The organism is Aeromonas media, from assembly GCF_020423125.1.
GTDB lineage: Bacteria > Pseudomonadota > Gammaproteobacteria > Enterobacterales > Aeromonadaceae > Aeromonas > Aeromonas media.
The window spans coordinates 3851745-3869971 of sequence record NZ_CP075564.1 but is presented as its reverse complement, the minus strand read 5'-3'; the positions used below and the strand labels follow the sequence as shown (position 1 = coordinate 3869971).

At 61.6% G+C, this 18227-nt stretch carries 17 protein-coding genes; 3 read left to right on the top strand and 14 right to left on the bottom strand.

Going from position 1 to position 18227, the window contains the following annotated elements; translation table 11 throughout:
• Nucleotides 1-134: 134 nt before the first annotated feature.
• Nucleotides 135-1142: an SGNH/GDSL hydrolase family protein gene (locus KI797_RS17835; RefSeq protein WP_226170403.1), complete on the bottom strand. Its 1008-nt coding sequence runs from the start codon at nucleotides 1140-1142 to the stop codon at nucleotides 135-137.
• A 236-nt stretch (nucleotides 1143-1378) separates the two neighbouring features.
• On the opposite strand from KI797_RS17835, the gene KI797_RS17830 reads away from it, so the two are divergent.
• Nucleotides 1379-1759 (top strand): YgiW/YdeI family stress tolerance OB fold protein, encoded by a 381-nt coding sequence (locus KI797_RS17830; protein WP_226170401.1) that lies wholly within the window; start codon nucleotides 1379-1381, stop codon nucleotides 1757-1759.
• A gap of 64 nt (nucleotides 1760-1823) precedes the next feature.
• Here the strand turns inward: KI797_RS17830 and mltC are convergent, their stop codons facing one another.
• The 5 genes from mltC to KI797_RS17805 form a co-directional block, all read right to left on the bottom strand.
• Complete coding sequence (gene mltC / locus KI797_RS17825; protein ID WP_005327524.1) at nucleotides 1824-2924, bottom strand: membrane-bound lytic murein transglycosylase MltC; 1101 nt, start codon at nucleotides 2922-2924, stop codon at nucleotides 1824-1826.
• Nucleotides 2925-3106: 182 nt separating this feature from the next.
• Nucleotides 3107-3379, bottom strand: coding sequence for an oxidative damage protection protein (locus KI797_RS17820; RefSeq protein WP_041204967.1), 273 nt, complete (start codon nucleotides 3377-3379; stop codon nucleotides 3107-3109).
• Nucleotides 3376-4449: an A/G-specific adenine glycosylase gene (gene mutY / locus KI797_RS17815; protein WP_041204969.1), complete on the bottom strand. Its 1074-nt coding sequence runs from the start codon at nucleotides 4447-4449 to the stop codon at nucleotides 3376-3378. Before mutY ends, KI797_RS17820 begins: the two co-directional genes overlap by 4 nt.
• A gap of 94 nt (nucleotides 4450-4543) precedes the next feature.
• Nucleotides 4544-5230: a GspB family T2SS assembly factor variant ExeB gene (gene exeB, locus KI797_RS17810; protein ID WP_182786553.1), complete on the bottom strand. Its 687-nt coding sequence runs from the start codon at nucleotides 5228-5230 to the stop codon at nucleotides 4544-4546.
• Nucleotides 5230-6873, bottom strand: a complete 1644-nt coding sequence (locus KI797_RS17805) for an ExeA family protein (RefSeq protein WP_043128542.1) — start codon at nucleotides 6871-6873, stop codon at nucleotides 5230-5232. The genes exeB and KI797_RS17805 overlap by 1 nt, the downstream gene beginning before the upstream one ends.
• A gap of 219 nt (nucleotides 6874-7092) precedes the next feature.
• On the opposite strand from KI797_RS17805, the gene KI797_RS17800 reads away from it, so the two are divergent.
• The gene (locus KI797_RS17800; protein WP_182786551.1) at nucleotides 7093-8331 is read left to right on the top strand and encodes a multifunctional CCA addition/repair protein; all 1239 of its coding nucleotides are present in this window, start codon (nucleotides 7093-7095) and stop codon (nucleotides 8329-8331) included.
• 67 nt (nucleotides 8332-8398) lie between these two features.
• Here KI797_RS17800 and KI797_RS17795 read toward each other — a convergent pair whose 3' ends face one another.
• Nucleotides 8399-9664, bottom strand: a complete 1266-nt coding sequence (locus KI797_RS17795) for an inorganic phosphate transporter (RefSeq protein ID WP_005327500.1) — start codon at nucleotides 9662-9664, stop codon at nucleotides 8399-8401.
• Between the two features lie 25 nt (nucleotides 9665-9689).
• The gene (locus KI797_RS17790; RefSeq protein WP_025328355.1) at nucleotides 9690-10370 is read right to left on the bottom strand and encodes a TIGR00153 family protein; all 681 of its coding nucleotides are present in this window, start codon (nucleotides 10368-10370) and stop codon (nucleotides 9690-9692) included.
• 169 nt (nucleotides 10371-10539) lie between these two features.
• Here KI797_RS17790 and KI797_RS17785 point away from each other — a divergent pair, with 169 nt between their 5' ends.
• On the top strand, nucleotides 10540-11484 hold the full coding sequence (locus tag KI797_RS17785) for a CYTH domain-containing protein (protein WP_218410075.1): 945 nt from the start codon (nucleotides 10540-10542) through the stop codon (nucleotides 11482-11484).
• Nucleotides 11485-11565: 81 nt separating this feature from the next.
• Here the strand turns inward: KI797_RS17785 and KI797_RS17780 are convergent, their stop codons facing one another.
• From KI797_RS17780 to hslO, 6 genes are all read right to left on the bottom strand, one after another.
• Nucleotides 11566-12036: an outer membrane lipoprotein gene (locus tag KI797_RS17780; protein WP_005327494.1), complete on the bottom strand. Its 471-nt coding sequence runs from the start codon at nucleotides 12034-12036 to the stop codon at nucleotides 11566-11568.
• A 131-nt stretch (nucleotides 12037-12167) separates the two neighbouring features.
• Nucleotides 12168-12620, bottom strand: coding sequence for a GNAT family N-acetyltransferase (locus KI797_RS17775; RefSeq protein WP_218410076.1), 453 nt, complete (start codon nucleotides 12618-12620; stop codon nucleotides 12168-12170).
• A gap of 209 nt (nucleotides 12621-12829) precedes the next feature.
• Nucleotides 12830-14632, bottom strand: a complete 1803-nt coding sequence (locus KI797_RS17770; protein WP_226170399.1) for an aminopeptidase P family protein — start codon at nucleotides 14630-14632, stop codon at nucleotides 12830-12832.
• A gap of 33 nt (nucleotides 14633-14665) precedes the next feature.
• The gene (locus tag KI797_RS17765; RefSeq protein ID WP_226170397.1) at nucleotides 14666-15331 is read right to left on the bottom strand and encodes a GntR family transcriptional regulator; all 666 of its coding nucleotides are present in this window, start codon (nucleotides 15329-15331) and stop codon (nucleotides 14666-14668) included.
• Between the two features lie 173 nt (nucleotides 15332-15504).
• Complete coding sequence (gene pckA, locus KI797_RS17760; protein ID WP_226170395.1) at nucleotides 15505-17130, bottom strand: phosphoenolpyruvate carboxykinase (ATP); 1626 nt, start codon at nucleotides 17128-17130, stop codon at nucleotides 15505-15507.
• Between the two features lie 149 nt (nucleotides 17131-17279).
• Nucleotides 17280-18164, bottom strand: coding sequence for an Hsp33 family molecular chaperone HslO (gene hslO / locus KI797_RS17755; protein WP_041204975.1), 885 nt, complete (start codon nucleotides 18162-18164; stop codon nucleotides 17280-17282).
• Between the last annotated feature and the right edge of the window lie 63 nt (nucleotides 18165-18227).

Sequence of the window (18227 nt, the reverse complement as noted above, 5' to 3'; positions counted from 1 at the left end):
GCCCATCATAGGGGAGTTATCCGAGCGAGAGGCCAGTATGACTCCAATTTGTGACGGGGGTCATATGAGTTGGCTGTTTACTGTCCAGCCAGGCAAGCACAAAAAAGGCCGACATAGTGTCGGCCTCTGCATCCTCACTGAGGTATGAACTCGTACTCCCGTTCGATGAAGGTGGCGGCGCGTTCGCTCAGAGCGGCGTGTACGGCCGTGGTCGGGTGGACCTGATCCCAGAACATCTTGCCTTCACAGTCGAGCTCGCTGGCGCCGCGGCTAGCCAGCGGGCTGGCAACGGCCTGGGCCAGCAAGGGGTTGCCTGCGATGGCGAGGCGTTCCTGCGCATTGAAGGAGGCAAACTGATTGTCGGCGGTGGCGCTGCGGGAGGAGAAGGGCTTCCACACATAGCCCCCGCCGTAGCAGGCGTTCTCTGTATCGCTCAGGCCGAAGTTCTGCGGCTCCCGCAGCATCTCGGCGAACTGCTTGTCGATCTCGAACAGTTTCACCATGCCGGTGGGGGCCAGCTCGCGGGCCAGGTTCAGCAACAGCTCATTGTGATAGCGGGAGACATGGCTTGCCGCCTCCACCACCTTCTGGCTGCGGGCCGACGGGTTCTGGCCCAGATCCGGCAGGTTGAACAGCAGGATCTGTTTTGCCCCATGGAGCACCATGCGGTTGGCAGAGTCACTGATGACGTCGCGCACCCGTTTGGCGTCCAGCTCGGTATTCCAGCCATAGGCCAGATAGTCGTTGGCACCGACCCAGAGGATCACCAGATCGTCCGCCTTGAAGCCGTCCTTCTCAAGGAACTGGGTGATCTCGTAGTCCAGGTTGTTGATGACCTGGTACTTGGGGTTCCAGGAGATCTTGTTGTAGGCCACCGCGGTGGCGCCCCCTTCCGCTTCGTTGACTATTTTCAGCCCCGGGAACGGTTGGGTTAGCTGTTCCAGCCAGACGGGGCCGTTGGAGAAGCGGCCCTGGTAGTAGGGCGGGCTGGAGGGGAGATAACCGCGCATCTTGTCGTACATTTTGCCGGTGTCGGAGAGGCTGTCGCCAAACATCACGATGCGGGAGAAGGCGGGACGACTCTCGGCTGCCTGAACGGTCAGCGTCAAGAGTCCCAGTAAACACGGAAGCCATTTGTTCATCTTGCTGTTCTCATGGAGTGGATGCAGGCGCTGCCTGCGGGCTGTTCCTCGAAGGCAAGGGGCTGGGGACCCGGCTTGCCAGGCCGCACGGTATCCATTCGAATACAATCTTGCAGCAAGCCATGGGCATTAAATCGATTGCGGTCACACTGCTCTCCCCTGGATGGGGGAGGCTTCACGTTTGTTTCACGCCTGCCCGGGCAAGATGCCTGCATACCCAATGACAGGAGCGTGAAATGAACAAAGCAAAGGTAATCGGCCTGGTGGCCATGATGTCCGTCTCTTCTTTCGCCATGGCGGCCTACACCGGCCCCCAGGAGCAGAACAAGGTCTCGGTCGCGCAGTTGAAAGATGTGGCAGATGATCAGTGGGTGACCCTGGAAGGCAAGCTGGTCAAGCACCTTGGCGGCGAGAACTACAGTTTCCGCGATGACAGCGGCGAAGTGGAAGTGGAAGTGGACGGGGACGTGTGGCGTGGTGTCGAAGTGGGCCCGAACGATCTGATCCGCATCCGCGGCGAGGTTGACCACAGCTGGAACAAGACAGAGGTAGAGGTTGAGCATCTGGAGAAGGTCGGTGCCGCTCCCCAGAGCAAGGGCGGCTTCATCGCCAAGTAAGTTCGCAGAGCATGCTAACAGGAAGGGCGCTACATAAGCGCCCTTCCTGTTTTTGTGGGTGCCGTCAGCCGGCCCGTACGGCGACGGTGCGCTTGAACCCTTTCTCGGCCTGATTGACCTTGTAGAGGTAGCGACGGGCCTCCGCCTTGGGGTGCTGCTCGGTCAGCACCTGATAAACCGCCTCGGGGGAGAGCCGATTGATCATGTCAGGGGCCGCCTTGCGGTTGCTGGAGAAGGTGTTGAGCACCCCGCCCGCACCACCGTTGTAGGCGGAGATCACCGCATAGCGACGGGATTGGGGATCCTGGATATCCGCCAGGTAGACGGTCTGCAGCAGGTGCAGATAGGCCGTTCCCACGTCTATGTTGTAGGCCGGATTGAACAGATCCTCCCGGGTTGGCTGTCCGCTCTTGCCCTTGACCCGTACATAGACATCCCGTCCGGCTGTGGCCGGGATCACCTGCATCAGGCCATAGGCGTTGGCATGGCTGACCGCATAGGGGTTGAAGCTGCTCTCGGTCTTGATGACCGCATAGATCAGGCTCTCGGCGACGCCGTACTTGCGGGAGGCATCGCGGATGATGCTGGCGTACTTGTAGCCGCGCTTGTCCTCGTGGTTGGCCACCATGGGGATGTCGACGAAGAAGATGGTGCGAATGCCGAGGGTACGCTTCTTCATCGCGCTGCCGAGCAGGTAGTCGGCATAGCGCTCTGCGCGCCAGCTGGAGCGGATGGCCTGCCCCTGGTTGTCCAGCACCTGGCCGTAGAGGAAGGGCTCGCCACCGGGCATGATCTCCCTGTCCGAATAGAGATCCACTTCCGCCGGATCGTCCGGAGTCAGAAGCGTCTCTATGATGGCACGGCGCAGGTGGGCACGGGGATCGAGCCCGGAGACCGTCTCCACCATGATGTGGCCGCTGGAGAAGTCGATGTGGGCCCGGCTCTTGTATTGATCCGTGTATTTGACGTAGTCAAACTTGCCCGCAAACAGTGCCTCGCGCCCCCATATCTCGTTCACGTTATGGGAGAGTGCACTGATCATGTGTTCGAAGCCGCGTATGTCCTTGCCGTTGACCAGATCTTCGTCTTCTGCCCCGGGTTTGGGAGAAGAGGAGCAGGCAGAGAGAAACAGCAGGGCGCACAGCAGCCAAAAAATTCGACCCATAAGATCCTCAAACTGGGCGGTGGGGTCGCCCGTCACGCACGTGCCGTGAACCAGAAGAGTGCCGGCCGTTGATGGGCACTCTAGCTGGATCACGGTGACAACTCATTGGCACCGGGCCGGGAGAAGCATGGCCGCAGATAGCCGGGTTCCGGCGCTCTGTGCTCCCTGCTCATCGGCTCGACTCACTGGCTGGGAGGGGTATAGCCGTCGATGGCCACTTCACCGGCTTCAAACAGGTAGTTCACCATCTCTTTTTCCAGCAACTGGCGGTGCTCGAGATTCATCATGTTCAGCTTCTTCTCGTTGATCAACATCACCTGCTTCTTCTGCCATTCGGTCCAGGCTTCCTTGCTGATGTTGTCGAAGATCCGCTTGCCGAGTTCACCGGGGTAGAGTTGGAAATCGAGACCCGGCGCCTCTTTTTTCAGACGCTGGCAAAATACGGTACGGCTCATGTTGACCTCTGTGGTTGTAAGTCCGGGTAGGCGAGCAGGCGGGCCGTGGCGGCCGCCAATCCCACCTCGGCAGGATGGCGTAAGTTATACCAGAGTCGGGAATCTGCTTCCATGAGCAAGGGCGGCGGCGGGGCAGCCATTTCGATCAGCAAGGGGCGAATATCGAGGTGGAAGTGACTGAAAGTGTGGCGAAATCCAGCGAGCTCCCGGTAGTCGGTCTCATCGAGTCCCAGCCCCTGCAAGCGGCCCGTCACCTCCGTGAGCGACTCCACCTGCGGGAAGCAGTATAGCCCGCCCCAGATCCCCTGGGGCGGGCGCTTCTCCAGCAACAGCTGGTCGCCGTGACGGATGATCAGCATGATGCCGTTGCGGGCAGGAATGCTTTTCTTCGGTTTGCTGTTGGGGTAGGTGGTGGGGTTGCCCTGCGACAGCCCCTGGCAATCGACCTGTACCGGGCAGCGCGCGCAGGCGGGCTTGCTGCGGGTGCAGACGGTGGCGCCCATGTCCATCATGGCCTGGTTGTACTGGGCCACGCCGAGCCTTGGGGTGAGGCGGGTCGCCAGCTCCCAGAGATCGTTCTCCACCTGCTTCTGGCCTGGCCAGCCCGGCAGCGCCAACCAGCGGGTGAGCACCCGCTTCACGTTGCCGTCCAGGATGGCATGGGGCTGACCGAGAGAGAGGGAGAGCACGGCACCGGCGGTGGAGCGCCCTATCCCGGGCAGGGCCATCACCTCGTCCAGTCGCTCCGGAAACAGGCCGCCGTGCAGATCTCGGATCTGCTGCGCGGCCTTGTGCAGGTTGCGGGCACGGGCGTAGTAACCGAGCCCGGTCCAGTGGTGCAGCACCTCGTCGATGGGGGCGTCGGCCAGCGCCAGCACATCGGGGAAGCGGGCCATGAAGCGCTGATAGTAGGGGATGACGGTGGCTACCTGGGTCTGCTGCAGCATGATCTCGGAGATCCAGACCCGGTAGGGGGTCTTGTCCTCCTGCCAGGGCAGGGTCTTGCGGCCGTGGATCTGGTACCAGTCCAGGATCCGGGTGGCGAAAGTGCTGTTATCTGAATTGCTCACGGGGTTCTCATGTTTTGATTAAAAAGGGGAGCTCTCGGGCTCCCTCTTGAGATGGCAGCCGGGCCAGCAGGTCCGGCTTGTGACTGTGGCCCGGTCAGCCGCGCCAGTCCTGCAACGCCTTGAGGCTGACATGCTGACCGCCGACCTGCAGGATGATGTAGTCCTGGGCGATGGCAACCAGCAGCACGCCGGGGGCGACCTCGCTGCCCTCGCGCAGCTCCCGCCCGTTGATCACCACGGCCCGTTTGGCCGGGTCGGAGGAGAAGTTGTGGGCACCATAGGTCAGGGGAGGAACCTGTTGTTTCAGCGCGGGATCCAGAGAGCTGAGAGGCATGGCTCCGGACTGGGGCTGGGTTTGCGCTGCCCCCTCTTCCACCAGCGGGGTGTTGTTGAGGGCCATCATGATGCGCTCGGCCAGGCTCTGGGGGGCATTGCCGGCGGTCGCCGCTGCGGGAGCGGCGGCAACGGGTCTGGGTTGTACCACGGGCTCCGGCAGGGGCGGGGGCAGCGGGCGGGTGACCATGGATCTGGGTTCGACTCGCACGAAGGGCGGCGTCACCACCTCCTTCACCTCGATCTGCTGTTCGAGTGGCTTGAGGTGGTAGAGGTGCCAGCCGTAGTTGGCGGCGGCCCCCATGAGCAGGGCCAGGGGAGCCAGGAGCCACCAGATCCAGCGGCGGCCTGGCTCTTCTTCCTGGCTCACGGGCAGGCCCATGAGCGGCATGTGGGGAGTGAACTGGGATTGGTCGGCGCGGCGCAGGGCCTTGAGCAGGGTAGACATCAGGAGGCATCCTCCATCAGGGGATCCATGGTGTCATCCGCCACGGCATCCAGATCGACAGGCGTGCTGGCACGCAGGGATTCATCTTCCAGCCTCGGCATGGGTTCACCGGCCACGGCATTCAAGCGCAACAGGGTATTGCTGCCGGCGATGCCGTCCGGGGTCAACCCCTGCTCACGCTGGAACTGTTGCAGCTTGCTCTTGAGGGCTGCATCAAAGCGGCTCACCTTGCGGTCTGGCTGCTGCATGGCGCGGTTCAGTGCATTGTCCAGCCACTGGGCCTGGGCCGCACTGGCGTTACTGCCTATCAGGGGCACGCCGCCCTTGGGCATACGCCATAGCAGGGTATAACTGCCCCCCCAGGCGTCGGACAGCCACTGCCTGTCCACCTGCCAGCTCTGATTGCCGATGAGCAAGGACGCCTTGTCCGGCCCCAGGCTTACCAGGGTGGCGTAATAGAGTCCTCCTGTTTCATCGGTCAGGCTGATGAGGGCGGGATATTGCAGCGCCTGCAGCTCGGCCAGCGAGGCTTCCCCTTCCTGGCAACGCAGGCCGGCACGGGGGGCGTCATTGCAGGTCGCCTCCTCCAGCTCGGTCTGATAGCCCCATACCCTGAAGAGATTCTGCATGGCGACGTCCGGCTCCAGCGCCTGATTGATGGCGCGGGTCAGCTGTTCCAACTGTTCCGGTGTCTCATCCACCTTGACCGGCACTTCTACCTTGACCAGGGGGCGGGCAGGGAAGACGCCGAAGAACTGCCAGCCCCACCAGCCAGCGGCGACCAGCAGGGCGCCTGCCAGGGTCACGGTGAGGCCGGACTGCCAGCTTCCCTCGTCACGAATGCCGCTCACTTCATAGGCCGCCAGGCTGATGTCGCCGTGGGCTATCTTGTGGCTGCCGCGGGCGAAGGCGGCGATCAGGGCGCGGTCGCAGATGAGGTTGATGAGGCGCGGGATGCCACCGGAGAGGCGGTGCAAGGTCTGGATTGCCTTGGGGGTGAAGATGGGCTGGACACAGCCAGCCACCTGCAGCCGGAAGCGCACATAGGCGTCTACATCCTGACAGGAGAGCGGCAGCAGATGGTAGCGGGCCGTGATGCGCTGGGCCAGCTGGCGCAGCAGGGGCTGACGCAGCATCTGCTGCAGCTCGGGCTGGCCGATGAGCACTACCTGCAGCAGCTTCTTCTCGTCGGTCTCCAGGTTGGTGAGCAGTCGCAACTGCTCCAGCACGCCGGGCAGCAGATGCTGGGCTTCATCCACCAGCACCACGCTGCGCTTGCCCGCCGCCAGATTGGCCAGCAGGTGATCGCGAATGAGATCGAACAACTGCTTGAGGCTGGCTTCCTGGGCGTAGGGCAACTGGAACTCGTCACAGATGGCCGCCAGCAGATCCCGTTCGGTCAGGGAAGGATTGAGGATGTAGGCGATCTCGGTCTCGGCGGGCAACTGCTGGAGTAGGCAACGGGAGACAGTGGTCTTGCCCGTGCCCACTTCCCCCGTCAGCAGCACGAAGCCGCCGCCGTCCTGCAACCCGTAGTTGAGGTGGGCGAGGGCCTCCCCGTGGCGTTCGCTCATGTAGAGATATTTGGGGTTGGGCGAGATGGAGAACGGGGGCTCCGACAGACCGAAGAACTGTGTGTACATAAGGATCCATTCCATTGTTATGGCGGCAGGTTAAAGCCTCCCCAGAGGGATGTCAAAGACCCGGATACCATAAGAGGGGCATCCCGGTCACCGGCTCAAACGGCAATGAGGCGCGGGGTCGAATGATCAGAGGGTAGTCGCACTTCCCGAGCCGGGATCCGTCGTGTCTGTCGGCCAAAAGCGGTATCATCGAGGCAGGTTTATCGAGGGAGAGTGCGCGTGCAGATTTATCTGGTTGGGGGAGCGGTCCGTGATCGCCTGTTGGGATTGCCGCAGGGGGACAGAGACCACCTGGTGGTCGGTGCTACCGTGCAACAGATGCTGAGCCTCGGGTTCACCCAGGTTGGTCGCGACTTTCCGGTGTTTCTCCACCCCAGCACCCAGCAGGAGTATGCCCTGGCCCGCACCGAGCGCAAACAGGGCCTGGGTTATACAGGCTTCGTCTGTCATGCCTCTCCCGAGGTGACGCTGGAGCAGGATCTGCTGCGCCGGGATCTCACCATCAACGCCATCGCCGAAGATGAGGGCGGGCAACTGCACGATCCCTATGGCGGTCTCAGGGATCTGGAGGCGCGGCTGTTGCGCCACGTCTCTCCGGCGTTTGCCGAAGATCCCCTGCGCATCCTGCGGGTGGCGCGCTTCGCCGCCCGTTTCCATGAGCAGGGCTTCGTGGTGGCCCCCGAGACGCTGGCGCTGATGCGGGAGATGACCGACGCCGGCGAGCTTGCCCACCTGACCCCGGAGCGGGTCTGGAAGGAGTTGGAGAAGGTACTGCTGGGGCAGACTCCCCGGGTCTTCTTCGAGGTATTGCGCGAATGTGGTGCCCTCAACGCGCTCTTCCCCGAGCTGGACGCCCTGTTCGGGGTGCCGGCACCCGCCAAGTGGCACCCGGAGATCGATACTGGCATCCACACCATGATGGTGCTGGATCAGGCCTGTCAGCGCTCTTCGGATCTGCCGGTTCGCTTCGCCGCCCTCTGCCACGATTTTGGCAAGGGTGTGACACCCCCTGCGTTTTGGCCCAGCCATCACGGTCATGGTCAGAAAGGGCTGCCGCTCATCCGGGATTTCTGCGAGCGGTTCAGAGTGCCGAACGACTGCCGTGATCTGGCGCTGCTGGTGAGCGACCTGCACACCCATATCCACATCGCCTTCGATCTCAAGCCACCGACCCTGCTGAAGGTATTCGACAAGGCGGACGCCTGGCGCAGGCCGGATCGCTTCGCCCAGTTGCTGGATGCCTGCCGCGCCGACTTCCACGGCCGTACCGGTTTCGAAGAGAAGGTCTATAGCCAGCCGGATTATGTGGCCCAGGCCCTGGCTGCGGCCCAGGCGGTACCGGTCAAGGAGATAGTGGCGGCGGGTTTCAAGGGGGAGGGGATCCGCGAGCAACTCGCCAAGCGGCGGCTCGATGCCATCAGCCGGGTGCGAGACGAGTGGACCTTTATCGAGGAGTGATGTCGGCCCTGAATGCCAACCATGAAAAAGCCCGAGTCACTGACTCGGGCTTTTTGCTGTGAGGTGCTTAAGAGAAGCAGGCCTGCAGCACGTAGAAGATGGCGATGGCCAGGATGGCACCGGCGGGCAGTGTGATGACCCAGGAGACCACTATGTTGCGCAGCACGCCCAGGTTCAGGGCGGCTATGCCACGGGCCAGGCCCACCCCCATCACGGCACCCACCAGGGTCTGGGTGGTAGAGATGGGCAGGCCGGTACCCGAGGCGATCACCACGGTGGCGGCGGTTGCCAGCTGGGCGGCGAAGCCACGGCTCGGGGTCAGGTGGGTGATGCCGGTGCCGACGGTGGCCATCACCTTCTCACCCATGGTGGCCAGACCGATGACGATACCTATGCCGCCAAGGGGCAGTATCCACCAGGCGATGTGAGAATTGCCGGTGATCTGGCCGGCACTCTCGACGGTGGATACCACGGCGGAGAGCGGGCCTATGGCGTTTGCCACGTCGTTTGAGCCGTGGGCGAAAGCCATGGCACAGGCGGTGATCACCATCAGGATGCCGAACACCTTCTCCACGTTGGCGAAGTGCATCTTGTTGTCATCCTGCGGGTTGTACTGCTGACCGCGAATGTAGAACCAGCCACCGATGGAGAGGGTCACCGAGATGGCGATGGAGAGCAAGATACCCTCGCCGTCGCTCAGGTGCAGACCGACGTGGGTCAGCCCCTTCTTGATGGTCACCAGGCAGATGACCAGCGCGGTCAGGAACATGTAGAACGGGACATAGCGCTTGGCGTTGGCCAGCGGGTTGTCCGTGTTGAAGATAAGCTTCTGCACGCTGATGAACATGAAGTAGGCGATGATGCCGGAGATGGCCGGTGTGACCACCCAGGAGCCGACGATGCCGCCAAACTTGCTCCATTGCACCGCTTCCGGGCCGACGCTCACCACGGCGAAGCCGACGATGGCCCCGATGATGGAGTGCGTGGTCGAGACCGGCCAGCCGAAGTAGGAGGCCAGGATCAGCCAGAGGCCCGCGGCCAGCAGAGAGGCTATCATGCCGAGCACCAGCACATCCGGGGTATCGGTGAAGGCATTGGTATCTATGATGCCGTTGCGGATGGTCGCCGTGACTTCGCCGCCGGCCAGATAGGCACCGGCGAACTCGAAGATCATGGCGATGATGATCGCCTGACGGATGGTCAGAGACTTGGTGCCGACCGATGTGCCCATGGCGTTGGCGACGTCGTTCGCCCCTATGCCCCAGGCCATCAAAAAGCCGAACAAGGCCGCCACGAGCACCAGGGTGGTGCCGTAATTTGCGATAATGTCCATTAGTAGTGTTTACCCAGTCAGTCGATTACGAACGAGCCAGCATCAGTTCCAGACGGGCGCCAACGCGCTCGGCCTGATCAGCCAGGTCACCTACCCATTCGAGGATCTTGTAGAGGAACATAACGTCGATCGGATTGTATTTGTGCTCAACGGCTTGCAGCTGTTGGCGCAGCCCGATCTGCATGGTGTCAGTATCGTCCTCGATGAGATCCAGCTGGTGGATCATCTCGGCAACCATTTCAACTTCACGTCCTTTAAAGCCGGTTTCGAGCAGCTCATCGAGTTCTCCGATGGCTTTTTCGGCTTGGGCGGTCGCATCGATACAACGTTTGAGATAGGCCATGAAATCGGCACGCATCTCGGTGGGGAATTCCATCTTGCGGCCAAGCATGCGGCCGGAAATATCCTTGGCACGATTGGCGATCTTGTCCTGCTGGGTCAGCAGTTCCAGCAGATCGGTACGAGCGACCGGCAGAAACAGGCCGCGAGGCAGTTTAAGGCGAATTTCGCGTTTGAGAATATCCGCTTCTTTTTCCAGCTGGGCTATCTGTTGCCGGATTTTTTCGGCATCTTCCCAACGGTCTTCGGCAACGGCATCAAAGAAGGGAACCAGCTGCTGGGAGCACTGGTGAACCTTGACGATATGCTTCTGCAGCGGCTTGATGGGGGACTTGGCAAAAAGACCCAAAATAGTATTTACTGGCATGGCCAAACCTGTGTCGGTGAAAAAACACTCGATACGATTTTATGAGGGGCGCAGGATAACCGAACTGTGCCATCAATAAAACCGTGAATTAATCCTTATCTATCGCTGGCATTATATCCTCGCGACCCGGATCATGCCCCCCAAAGTTGCCTGCCTGCCCGGAATGACTATGCAAACTGAGATCGAGATAAAGTTTTTCGTCACCAGCAACATTCAAGACTTTATCTCCAACTTTCTGAATTCACTTGAAATTATCTCTTCTGAGCAGGTCCGCCTCGGCAATGTCTATTTCGATACGCCCGCTCTGGATTTACGCCGGCTCGACATGGGATTGCGCATCCGTCGCAGCGACCATTTTTCCGAGCAGACCATCAAATGCCGTGGCCAGGTGGTCGGGGGGCTGCACGCCAGACCCGAATACAACGCCCCGGTGAGCGGCGATCTGCCGACCCTGTCCGCGTTCCCTGACCACATCTGGCCAAGTCTGGCCGTGCGCGACGAGATCCAGTCCCGCCTGGTGGCCCAGTTCAGCACCGACTTCCTGCGACGTCACTGGCTGATCGCCTTCGACGGTGCACAGATTGAACTGGCTTGGGATCGGGGGGAGATTGTCGGTGTCCTGGGCCGTGCCGAGATCGACGAGCTGGAGCTGGAGCTCAAGTCAGGTGAGGCGAGCGCCCTGTTCGGGTTGGCCGCGCACCTAGCGGATCTGGGAGGGGTCAGGCTGGGATCCCAATCCAAGGCGCAGCGGGGCTATCGGCTGGCGGGGCTCGGCAAGCCGCTGGCGGTGCAACCCCTGCCGGATATCGGCGGGCTCGATGGCAAGGCCTGCATCACGCTCGGCCTGCAGCTCTGGCAGCATCACGAGCAGCTCTGGCTGGAGTGCGGGAAGGAAGAGCGGCAGCAGGCGCTGCAAGGGATGCTGCAGGGTTGCGACCTGGTGGCCGAGGCCGCCGATAACCTGGCGCAGGCCCCTGCCTGGTTGCCCGCTCTTCGGGTGCAGCAGCGTTTGCTGGCGGAGGCGGGGGAAGAGCAGCTGTCGGCCCTGCTGCACGGCGCCGATCTCGTGGGCCTGCAACTGGCCATTGCGGCCTGGCTGCACCTGGATTCTTGAGGGTTCAGGTTTTCACTGAATGCAAAAAAGGTGAGCCATGGCTCACCTTTTTTGCTTGTGGAAGATGGTCTGAGGGGGAGCTCAGTTCACCACGGCCACGTTGATGGTGCCGTTGCCCTGGGTCATGCGGACTCGGGCGCCGGGCACGAAGGTGGGGTTGGCTTTTTGCACCACCACGATGGATTCGCCGTTCTCTTTCTTGATCTCGAGCTCGACGCCATCCACCTGATTGAGCTTGTCACCGGCGGCCTTGCCAGCAGCTGCGCCCGCGATGGCACCGCCCGCGGCGGCGATGTCGCTGCCGCGCCCCCCCCCTATGGTGCTGCCGAGCAGGCCACCGACCACGGCACCGCCTATGGTGCCGATCAGGGAGTTTTCATCGGCCTGGATCTTCACCGGGCGAGTCGAGAGGATGGTGCCGTAGCTGACGGTCTGAACCTGCTTGGCGCGATCCTTGGTATAGACATCGCCGGAGTAGACATCGCTGTTGGCACAGCCCGTGATGGCGGTAGTGGCGGCCAGCAGGGTGATGAGAGCGATACGTTTCAACATGATGGGCCTCCTGGGCGATCATCGGATTAATCGGCTTGATGTATTCCACTCTACGCCAACCGGGTTGCGCATTAAACCCGCAAAGTGTAACCAATTATGTGGCGTGAACGGTGGCCCGGCCCCAACGCGGGTCAGGTCAGGGCCTTCTCCAGCAGCAGGCGATCCTCCCCCGGGCCGAAATAGCCGGGCTCTTCGGCCAACAGTGCATAACCTAGGCGGAAATAGAGGCGCTGGGCCGGATTGGCCGGATCCACGGTCAGCCTGACTCGCGCCACCTGCACTTCTGCCAGTGCCTGTTCCACCCGCAGCATCATGCGCTCAGCCAGGCCAAAGCCGCGGGCTTCGGGCCGTACCGCCAGAGAGAGCAGCCAGCCCTGCGACCGATCCTGACCCAGGCCTCCCAGGGCATAACCCAGCAGCCTGTCCTCCAGCTCCGCCACGACCAGCAAGGCGGGCCACAGATCCATGGCCTGACGGAAGAAGAAGGCGGGGTAGACATCCTCCCCGAAGACGTCGGCGTCTATCTGCCAGATGGCGTGCATGTCGGCGTGGGTGGCAAGGCGTAATAGGGGGGATGGCTGCATCCGGGCTCCTGTGGTACTTGCTGCCGGGGGGGCAGTCAAAAAGAGCGCACAGGGTAGTGGGCTCACCAGGCTGATGCAAGCGGGTCTGGTTCTGAGGCCAGACAGGGGAGGCAGAGCCGGGGGAATCGATCTCAGCTCAGGTGGTGCTCAAGGGGTAAAGAAACAGGGCCCGCAGGCCCTGTTTCACCGGACAACTTCGATTGCTGCGATCAGATGAGGCGGGTCGCCTGCTCCAGCCAGGCGAGATCCTCGCCCTCCAGCAGCGGGCTCAGACGGCGGTAAACCTCGGCGTGGTAGTCGTTGATCCAGCGGAATTCGGCCTGGCTCAGCAGGCTGCGATCGATGAGGCGGGTATCGAACGGCACATAGGTCAGCCGTTCGAAGCCCAGCATCGGCAGTTCGCCGATCTGCTCCAGTTCGGTGACCACCACCAGGTTCTCGCAGCGGATGCCAAAGGCATCTTCCCGGTAGTAACCCGGTTCGTTGGAGAGCACCATACCCGGCTGCAGGGCCACCAGGCTGCCCTTGGGGGCGATGCGCTGCGGGCCTTCGTGCACGCTGAGGAAGTGGCCGACCCCGTGACCGGTGCCATGGTCGTAGTTGTAACCGGCTTGCCACAGGGGCATGCGGGCCAGCACGTCGAGCTGGATGCCGGCGGTGCCGCGGGGGAAGCGTGCCTGATCCAGTGCGATATGGCCCTGCAGCACCCGGGTGAACATCGCCTTGTGCTCGTCGGTCACCTCACCCACCTTGACGGTACGGGTGATGTCGGTGGTGCCATCCAGATACTGGGCGCCGGAATCCACCAGATAGATGCTGTCCTGACCGAAGGGGCGAGGCACACCGTTGGTGTGGCGGTAGTGGCACATGGCGGCGTTGGGGCCCAGTGCCGAGATGGTGTCAAAGCTCGGCTCGACGTAGTGATCCTGCTCGTGACGGAAGGCTTCCAGGCGATCGGCCAGGGTGCCCTCATCCATATCCTGATAGTCGCCGGAGGCGATCAGCCGATCCAGCCAGGCGAGGAAGCGGGTGACTGCGACGCCGTCGCGCAGATGGGCGCGCTGCATGCCGGCCAGCTCAACGGCGTTCTTGCAGGCCTTGGGCAGCATGGTGGGATCCTGCCCCGCCACCAGGATGGCGCCTGCCTCCTCCATGGTGAGCTGGGTCCAGGCGTTGGCGGTGTTGGGGTCGGCCAGCACTTTTTGCTGATCCTCGCCGATGCGCTGCAGCACGTCACCCAGCTTGTCGATGGGATAGACGGAGACATCCTGCCCCACGTGGCGGCTGAAGGCGATGCAGTCGATCTTGTCGGTGTCGACGAAGAAATCCATGCTGGTGTTGGCGTAAAGCACCGCGAAGCCCAGCACCACCGGCAGTCGCTCCACGTCGCGGCCACGCAGGTTGAGCAGCCAGTTGATGGGCTCGGCCTGGGTCAGCAGCACCGCATCCAGGCCGCGCTTGCGCAGATCCGCCGCCAGCAGCTCGCGCTTGGCCTGGCTGGACTGGCCCGCCAGCTCCTCGCTGTAGAGGATGACAGGGGTCTTGGTCGGGGCGGGGCGATCGCTCCAGTGCAGATCGATGGGGTTCTCATTGACCCGTACCAGCGTTATACCGCGCTCGGCCAAGATCGGCCTGGCACTCTGATACCAGGCCAGGCTGTGCAGGCGGGCGTCGAAGCCGACCCGGGCGCCGGACGGCAGTTGATCTGCCAGCCACTGGACGTGGGGATCTTCGTTCAGGTGAAGAAACTCAAACAGCTCGGCCGGTGCCTGCATGCGGGCCTGCACCGTATAACGACCGTCGACGAACAGGGCCGCCCGCTGCGCCATGATGATGGCGAGGCCGGCGGAGCCGTTGAAACCCGTGATCCAGTCCAGCCGTTCGGCATAGGCAGGAATGTACTCCCCCAGGTGCTCGTCGTCGTGGGGAACGATGAAGGCGTCCAGTTCCAACGTGGCCAGAGTGGCCCTGACCTGGGCGACGCGGGTTTCAATAATTTCGAAATGATTCATGTCGTTATTGCCAGATTGTGATGATGTGAGTGTTCACTGATTGTGGCCGCTTGCCAGGATCTGTCGGATCGACTGGCCTGCCGCCTCGATATGTTGCTTGAGCAGGACCACTGCCTCGTGCTTGCGGCGGGCGCGACACAGCTCCAGCAGGCGGGCGTGTTCGCGCTCGGCCTTGTCCACGCCACCCTGGGCGAACAGCAGTTCGAAGCGCACGTAGCGATCGCAGCTCAGATTGATCTGGGCGATGAGATCCAGTGCCTGGGGACGATTGGCGGCCTGATAGAGGGTGGCGTGAAAACTGTGGTTCAACTCGGCCCAGTGTTCGATCTGGGTGCCGGACTCCAGCGCCAGATCAAACTGGGCCAGGATGGCTTGCGCCTTGGCGAAGGTCTCCTCCGTCATCAGGTCGACGGCGTGGAACAGGGTATCGGCTTCCAGCAGCGCCCGCAAATAAAAGAGCTCCTCGATGGCCGAGGCGTCCAGCATGGTGACCACGGCGCCGCGATGGGCCTCGAACTTCACCAGCCCCTGGGCCTCCAGCTGCATCAGCGCTTCGCGCACTGGAATGCGGCTCACCGCCAGCTCCTTGGCGATGGCGTCCTGGCGCAGGGGGGCGCCGGCGGGAAACTCCCCACGCAATATCCGGCCGCGGAGGTTCTCCATCACCATCTGGGTTCGGGTCTTGTAGGGTGGGGTCATGCTTGAGTCACGGGCAGGTTGCAAAATTGTATATTGTATAAAGTTTGGCTGAATCTAACGCGCAACCGCGTGCAAGGCAAGGCTTGGCGGGAGCCATATGCTGTGCATCGACCAAAAAAATACCGGCCAGCTAGGCTGACCGGTATGGGATTGTCACCTTGACGGGACGCAGCTTATAGCTGCGGGCCCGCAGCAACCAGGCGTTTGCCTTCGTCGTTGTCGGTGAAGCGCTCGAAGTTCTTGATGAAGCGCTGGGCCAGATCCTGTGCCTTGGCATCCCACTCGGCCTGGTCGGCATAAGTGTCGCGCGGGTCGAGGATAGCCGGGTTCACGCCCGGCAGTTCGGTCGGCACTTCCAGGTTGAAGATCGGCAGCACCTTGGTCGGCGCCTGCTCGATGGAACCATCCAGGATGGCATCGATGATGGCGCGGGTGTCCTTGATGGAGATGCGCTTGCCGGTGCCGTTCCAACCGGTGTTGACCAGATAGGCTTCCGCCCCTGCGGCTTCCATCCGTTTCACCAGCTCCTGACCGTACTTGGTCGGGTGCAGGCTGAGGAAGGCGGCGCCAAAGCAGGAGGAGAAGGTCGGAGTCGGCTCCGTGATGCCACGCTCGGTACCGGCCAGCTTGGCGGTGAAGCCCGACAGGAAGTGGTACTTGGTTTGCTCCTTGGTCAGCTTGGCGACCGGGGGCAGCACGCCGAAAGCATCGGCGGTCAGGAAGATCACCTTGTTGGCATGACCCGCCTTGGAGACCGGCTTGACGATGTTCTCGATGTGATAGATGGGGTAGGAGACCCGGGTGTTCTCGGTCTTGGAGCCATCATCGAAGTCGATGGTGCCATCGGCCGCGACCGTCACGTTCTCCAGCAGCGCATCGCGGCGGATGGCGTTGTAGATATCCGGCTCGGCTTCCTTGGAGAGCTTGATGGTCTTGGCGTAGCAGCCCCCTTCGAAGTTGAACACGCCGTGGTCGTCCCAGCCGTGCTCGTCGTCACCGATGAGCTGACGCTTGGGATCGGTGGAGAGGGTAGTCTTGCCGGTACCGGAGAGGCCGAAGAAGATGGCCACGTCCCCATCCTTGCCCACATTGGCGGAGCAGTGCATGGAGGCGATGCCGCGCAGGGGCAGGAAGTAGTTCATCATGGAGAACATGCCCTTCTTCATCTCGCCACCGTACCAGGTGCCACCGATGAGCTGCATCTTCTCCGTCATGTTGAAGGCGACGAAGTTCTCGGAGTTGAGACCCTGCTCCTTCCAGTTCGGGTTGGTGCACTTGGCGCCGTTCATCACCACGAAGTCGGGCTTGAAGGTTTTCAGCTCTTCATCGCTCGGGCGGATGAACATGTTCTTGACGAAGTGTGCCTGCCAGGCCACCTCGGTGATGATGCGCACCGCCAGGCGGGTATCCGGGTTGGCACCGCAGAAACCATCGACCACAAACAGGCGCTTGCCGGAGAGCTGTTTGGTCACCAGAGATTTCAGATGTGACCACACTTCGGGGGTGATGGCCTTGTTATCGTTCTTGCCCTGGTCAGACCACCATACGGTATCCTGAGTAGTGGCGTCTTTGACGATATATTTATCTTTTGGGGAACGGCCGGTGAAGATGCCGGTATTGACGTTGACGGCGCCGAGTTCGGTGACGACGCCACGTTCGAATCCTTCCAGGTCTGGGCGGGTCTCTTCTGCGAAAAGCTGCTCATAGGAAGGGTTGCGAACGATTTCCTGGCTGTTTTTGATACCGTATTGGTCCAGTTTCAGTTGTTGTGCCAGGGCGGGTTCTACCACGATAGTCATTATGTTCTCCTGGGTTCAGAGGTGTGTAGGGTTCTATCTGGCGTCCATACTACTACCTAGGTGGTAGTTTTTAGCGATCGCCATCAAACTTTATAAAATAGGGTATTTTTTTGTTATTTAAGTTAAAGGCGGGTTTTGCCCGCCTTTATTTAGTGTAACTTGTTTGCATCATTACCGGGAGCCCCGCTGAACAGGGTTTCGATGTCTATCCCATCAAATTGGTAGTGGGTGCCGCAGTAATCGCAGTGCATGTCGATCTTGCCGAGCTCCTGCACCATGGCCACCGCTTCCTCCTTTTCTATCTGCAGCAGCGCCCCTTCGCAGCGAGCGCGGGAGCAGGTGCAGCGGAACTCGATCGCCTGGGGATCGAACACTCGCACCTTGTCCTGATGGTAGAGGCGGTAGAGGATCTCTTCGGCCTCCAGGCCGAACAGCTCTTCATCCTTGATGGTGCTGGTGAGCTGGATCAGGTGATCGAAGTCGGCGCCGTGATCCTCGCTCCGGGCCGGCAACTCCTGCAACAGGATGCCGGCGGCGCGGGGAGTGCCCTCGTGGTGGCCGGTACGGATCCAGAGCCGGGTAGCGAGTTGCTCGGACTGGGCGAAGTACTGCTCGAGGCAGGCCGCCAGGGTATCGGCCTCAAGGGCGATGATGCCTTGATAGCGTTCGCCCTCTTCAGGGGTGATGGTGATCACCAGCTGGCCATTGCCAATCAGGCTCTGCAGCTTGTCGTCAGTCGGCAGATCGCCTTCATGGCGGGCGACACCGCGCAATTGCTGGTTGTGATCGCCGTTGATCACCGCCAGACGCACGGGCCCGTCCCCTTGCAGTTGCACCGTGATGGAGCCTTCAAACTTGAGGGTGGCGGTCAGCAGGCTGGTGGCGACCAGCAGTTCACCCAGCAGTTTCTGCACCTGTACCGGGTAGTTCTGGGCATCGACGATGTGGCGATAGGTACTATCCAGCTGGACCAGCTCCCCCCGCACTTCGTACTCTTCGAACAGATAGCGATACAGGAGATCTTGGTTACTCATCATGCTTTCCTAGGATTTTCTGGGAGAAAAGATAAATACATTGTTAAACAGTTGGTTAGGAAC

Excerpts from the sequence above, each read along its gene's own strand:
- KI797_RS17835 (WP_226170403.1), bottom strand. The coding sequence starts at position 1,142 with ATGAACAAATGGCTTCCGTGTTTACTGGGACTCTTGACGCTGACCGTT.
- KI797_RS17830 (WP_226170401.1), top strand. The coding sequence starts at position 1,379 with ATGAACAAAGCAAAGGTAATCGGCCTGGTGGCCATGATGTCCGTCTCT.
- mltC (WP_005327524.1), bottom strand. The coding sequence starts at position 2,924 with ATGGGTCGAATTTTTTGGCTGCTGTGCGCCCTGCTGTTTCTCTCTGCC.
- KI797_RS17820 (WP_041204967.1), bottom strand. The coding sequence starts at position 3,379 with ATGAGCCGTACCGTATTTTGCCAGCGTCTGAAAAAAGAGGCGCCGGGT.
- exeB (WP_182786553.1), bottom strand. The coding sequence starts at position 5,230 with ATGTCTACCCTGCTCAAGGCCCTGCGCCGCGCCGACCAATCCCAGTTC.
- KI797_RS17805 (WP_043128542.1), bottom strand. The coding sequence starts at position 6,873 with ATGTACACACAGTTCTTCGGTCTGTCGGAGCCCCCGTTCTCCATCTCG.
- KI797_RS17795 (WP_005327500.1), bottom strand. The coding sequence starts at position 9,664 with ATGGACATTATCGCAAATTACGGCACCACCCTGGTGCTCGTGGCGGCC.
- KI797_RS17790 (WP_025328355.1), bottom strand. The coding sequence starts at position 10,370 with ATGCCAGTAAATACTATTTTGGGTCTTTTTGCCAAGTCCCCCATCAAG.
- KI797_RS17785 (WP_218410075.1), top strand. The coding sequence starts at position 10,540 with ATGCAAACTGAGATCGAGATAAAGTTTTTCGTCACCAGCAACATTCAA.
- KI797_RS17780 (WP_005327494.1), bottom strand. The coding sequence starts at position 12,036 with ATGTTGAAACGTATCGCTCTCATCACCCTGCTGGCCGCCACTACCGCC.
- KI797_RS17775 (WP_218410076.1), bottom strand. The coding sequence starts at position 12,620 with ATGCAGCCATCCCCCCTATTACGCCTTGCCACCCACGCCGACATGCAC.
- KI797_RS17770 (WP_226170399.1), bottom strand. The coding sequence starts at position 14,632 with ATGAATCATTTCGAAATTATTGAAACCCGCGTCGCCCAGGTCAGGGCC.
- KI797_RS17765 (WP_226170397.1), bottom strand. The coding sequence starts at position 15,331 with ATGACCCCACCCTACAAGACCCGAACCCAGATGGTGATGGAGAACCTC.
- pckA (WP_226170395.1), bottom strand. The coding sequence starts at position 17,130 with ATGACTATCGTGGTAGAACCCGCCCTGGCACAACAACTGAAACTGGAC.
- hslO (WP_041204975.1), bottom strand. The coding sequence starts at position 18,164 with ATGAGTAACCAAGATCTCCTGTATCGCTATCTGTTCGAAGAGTACGAA.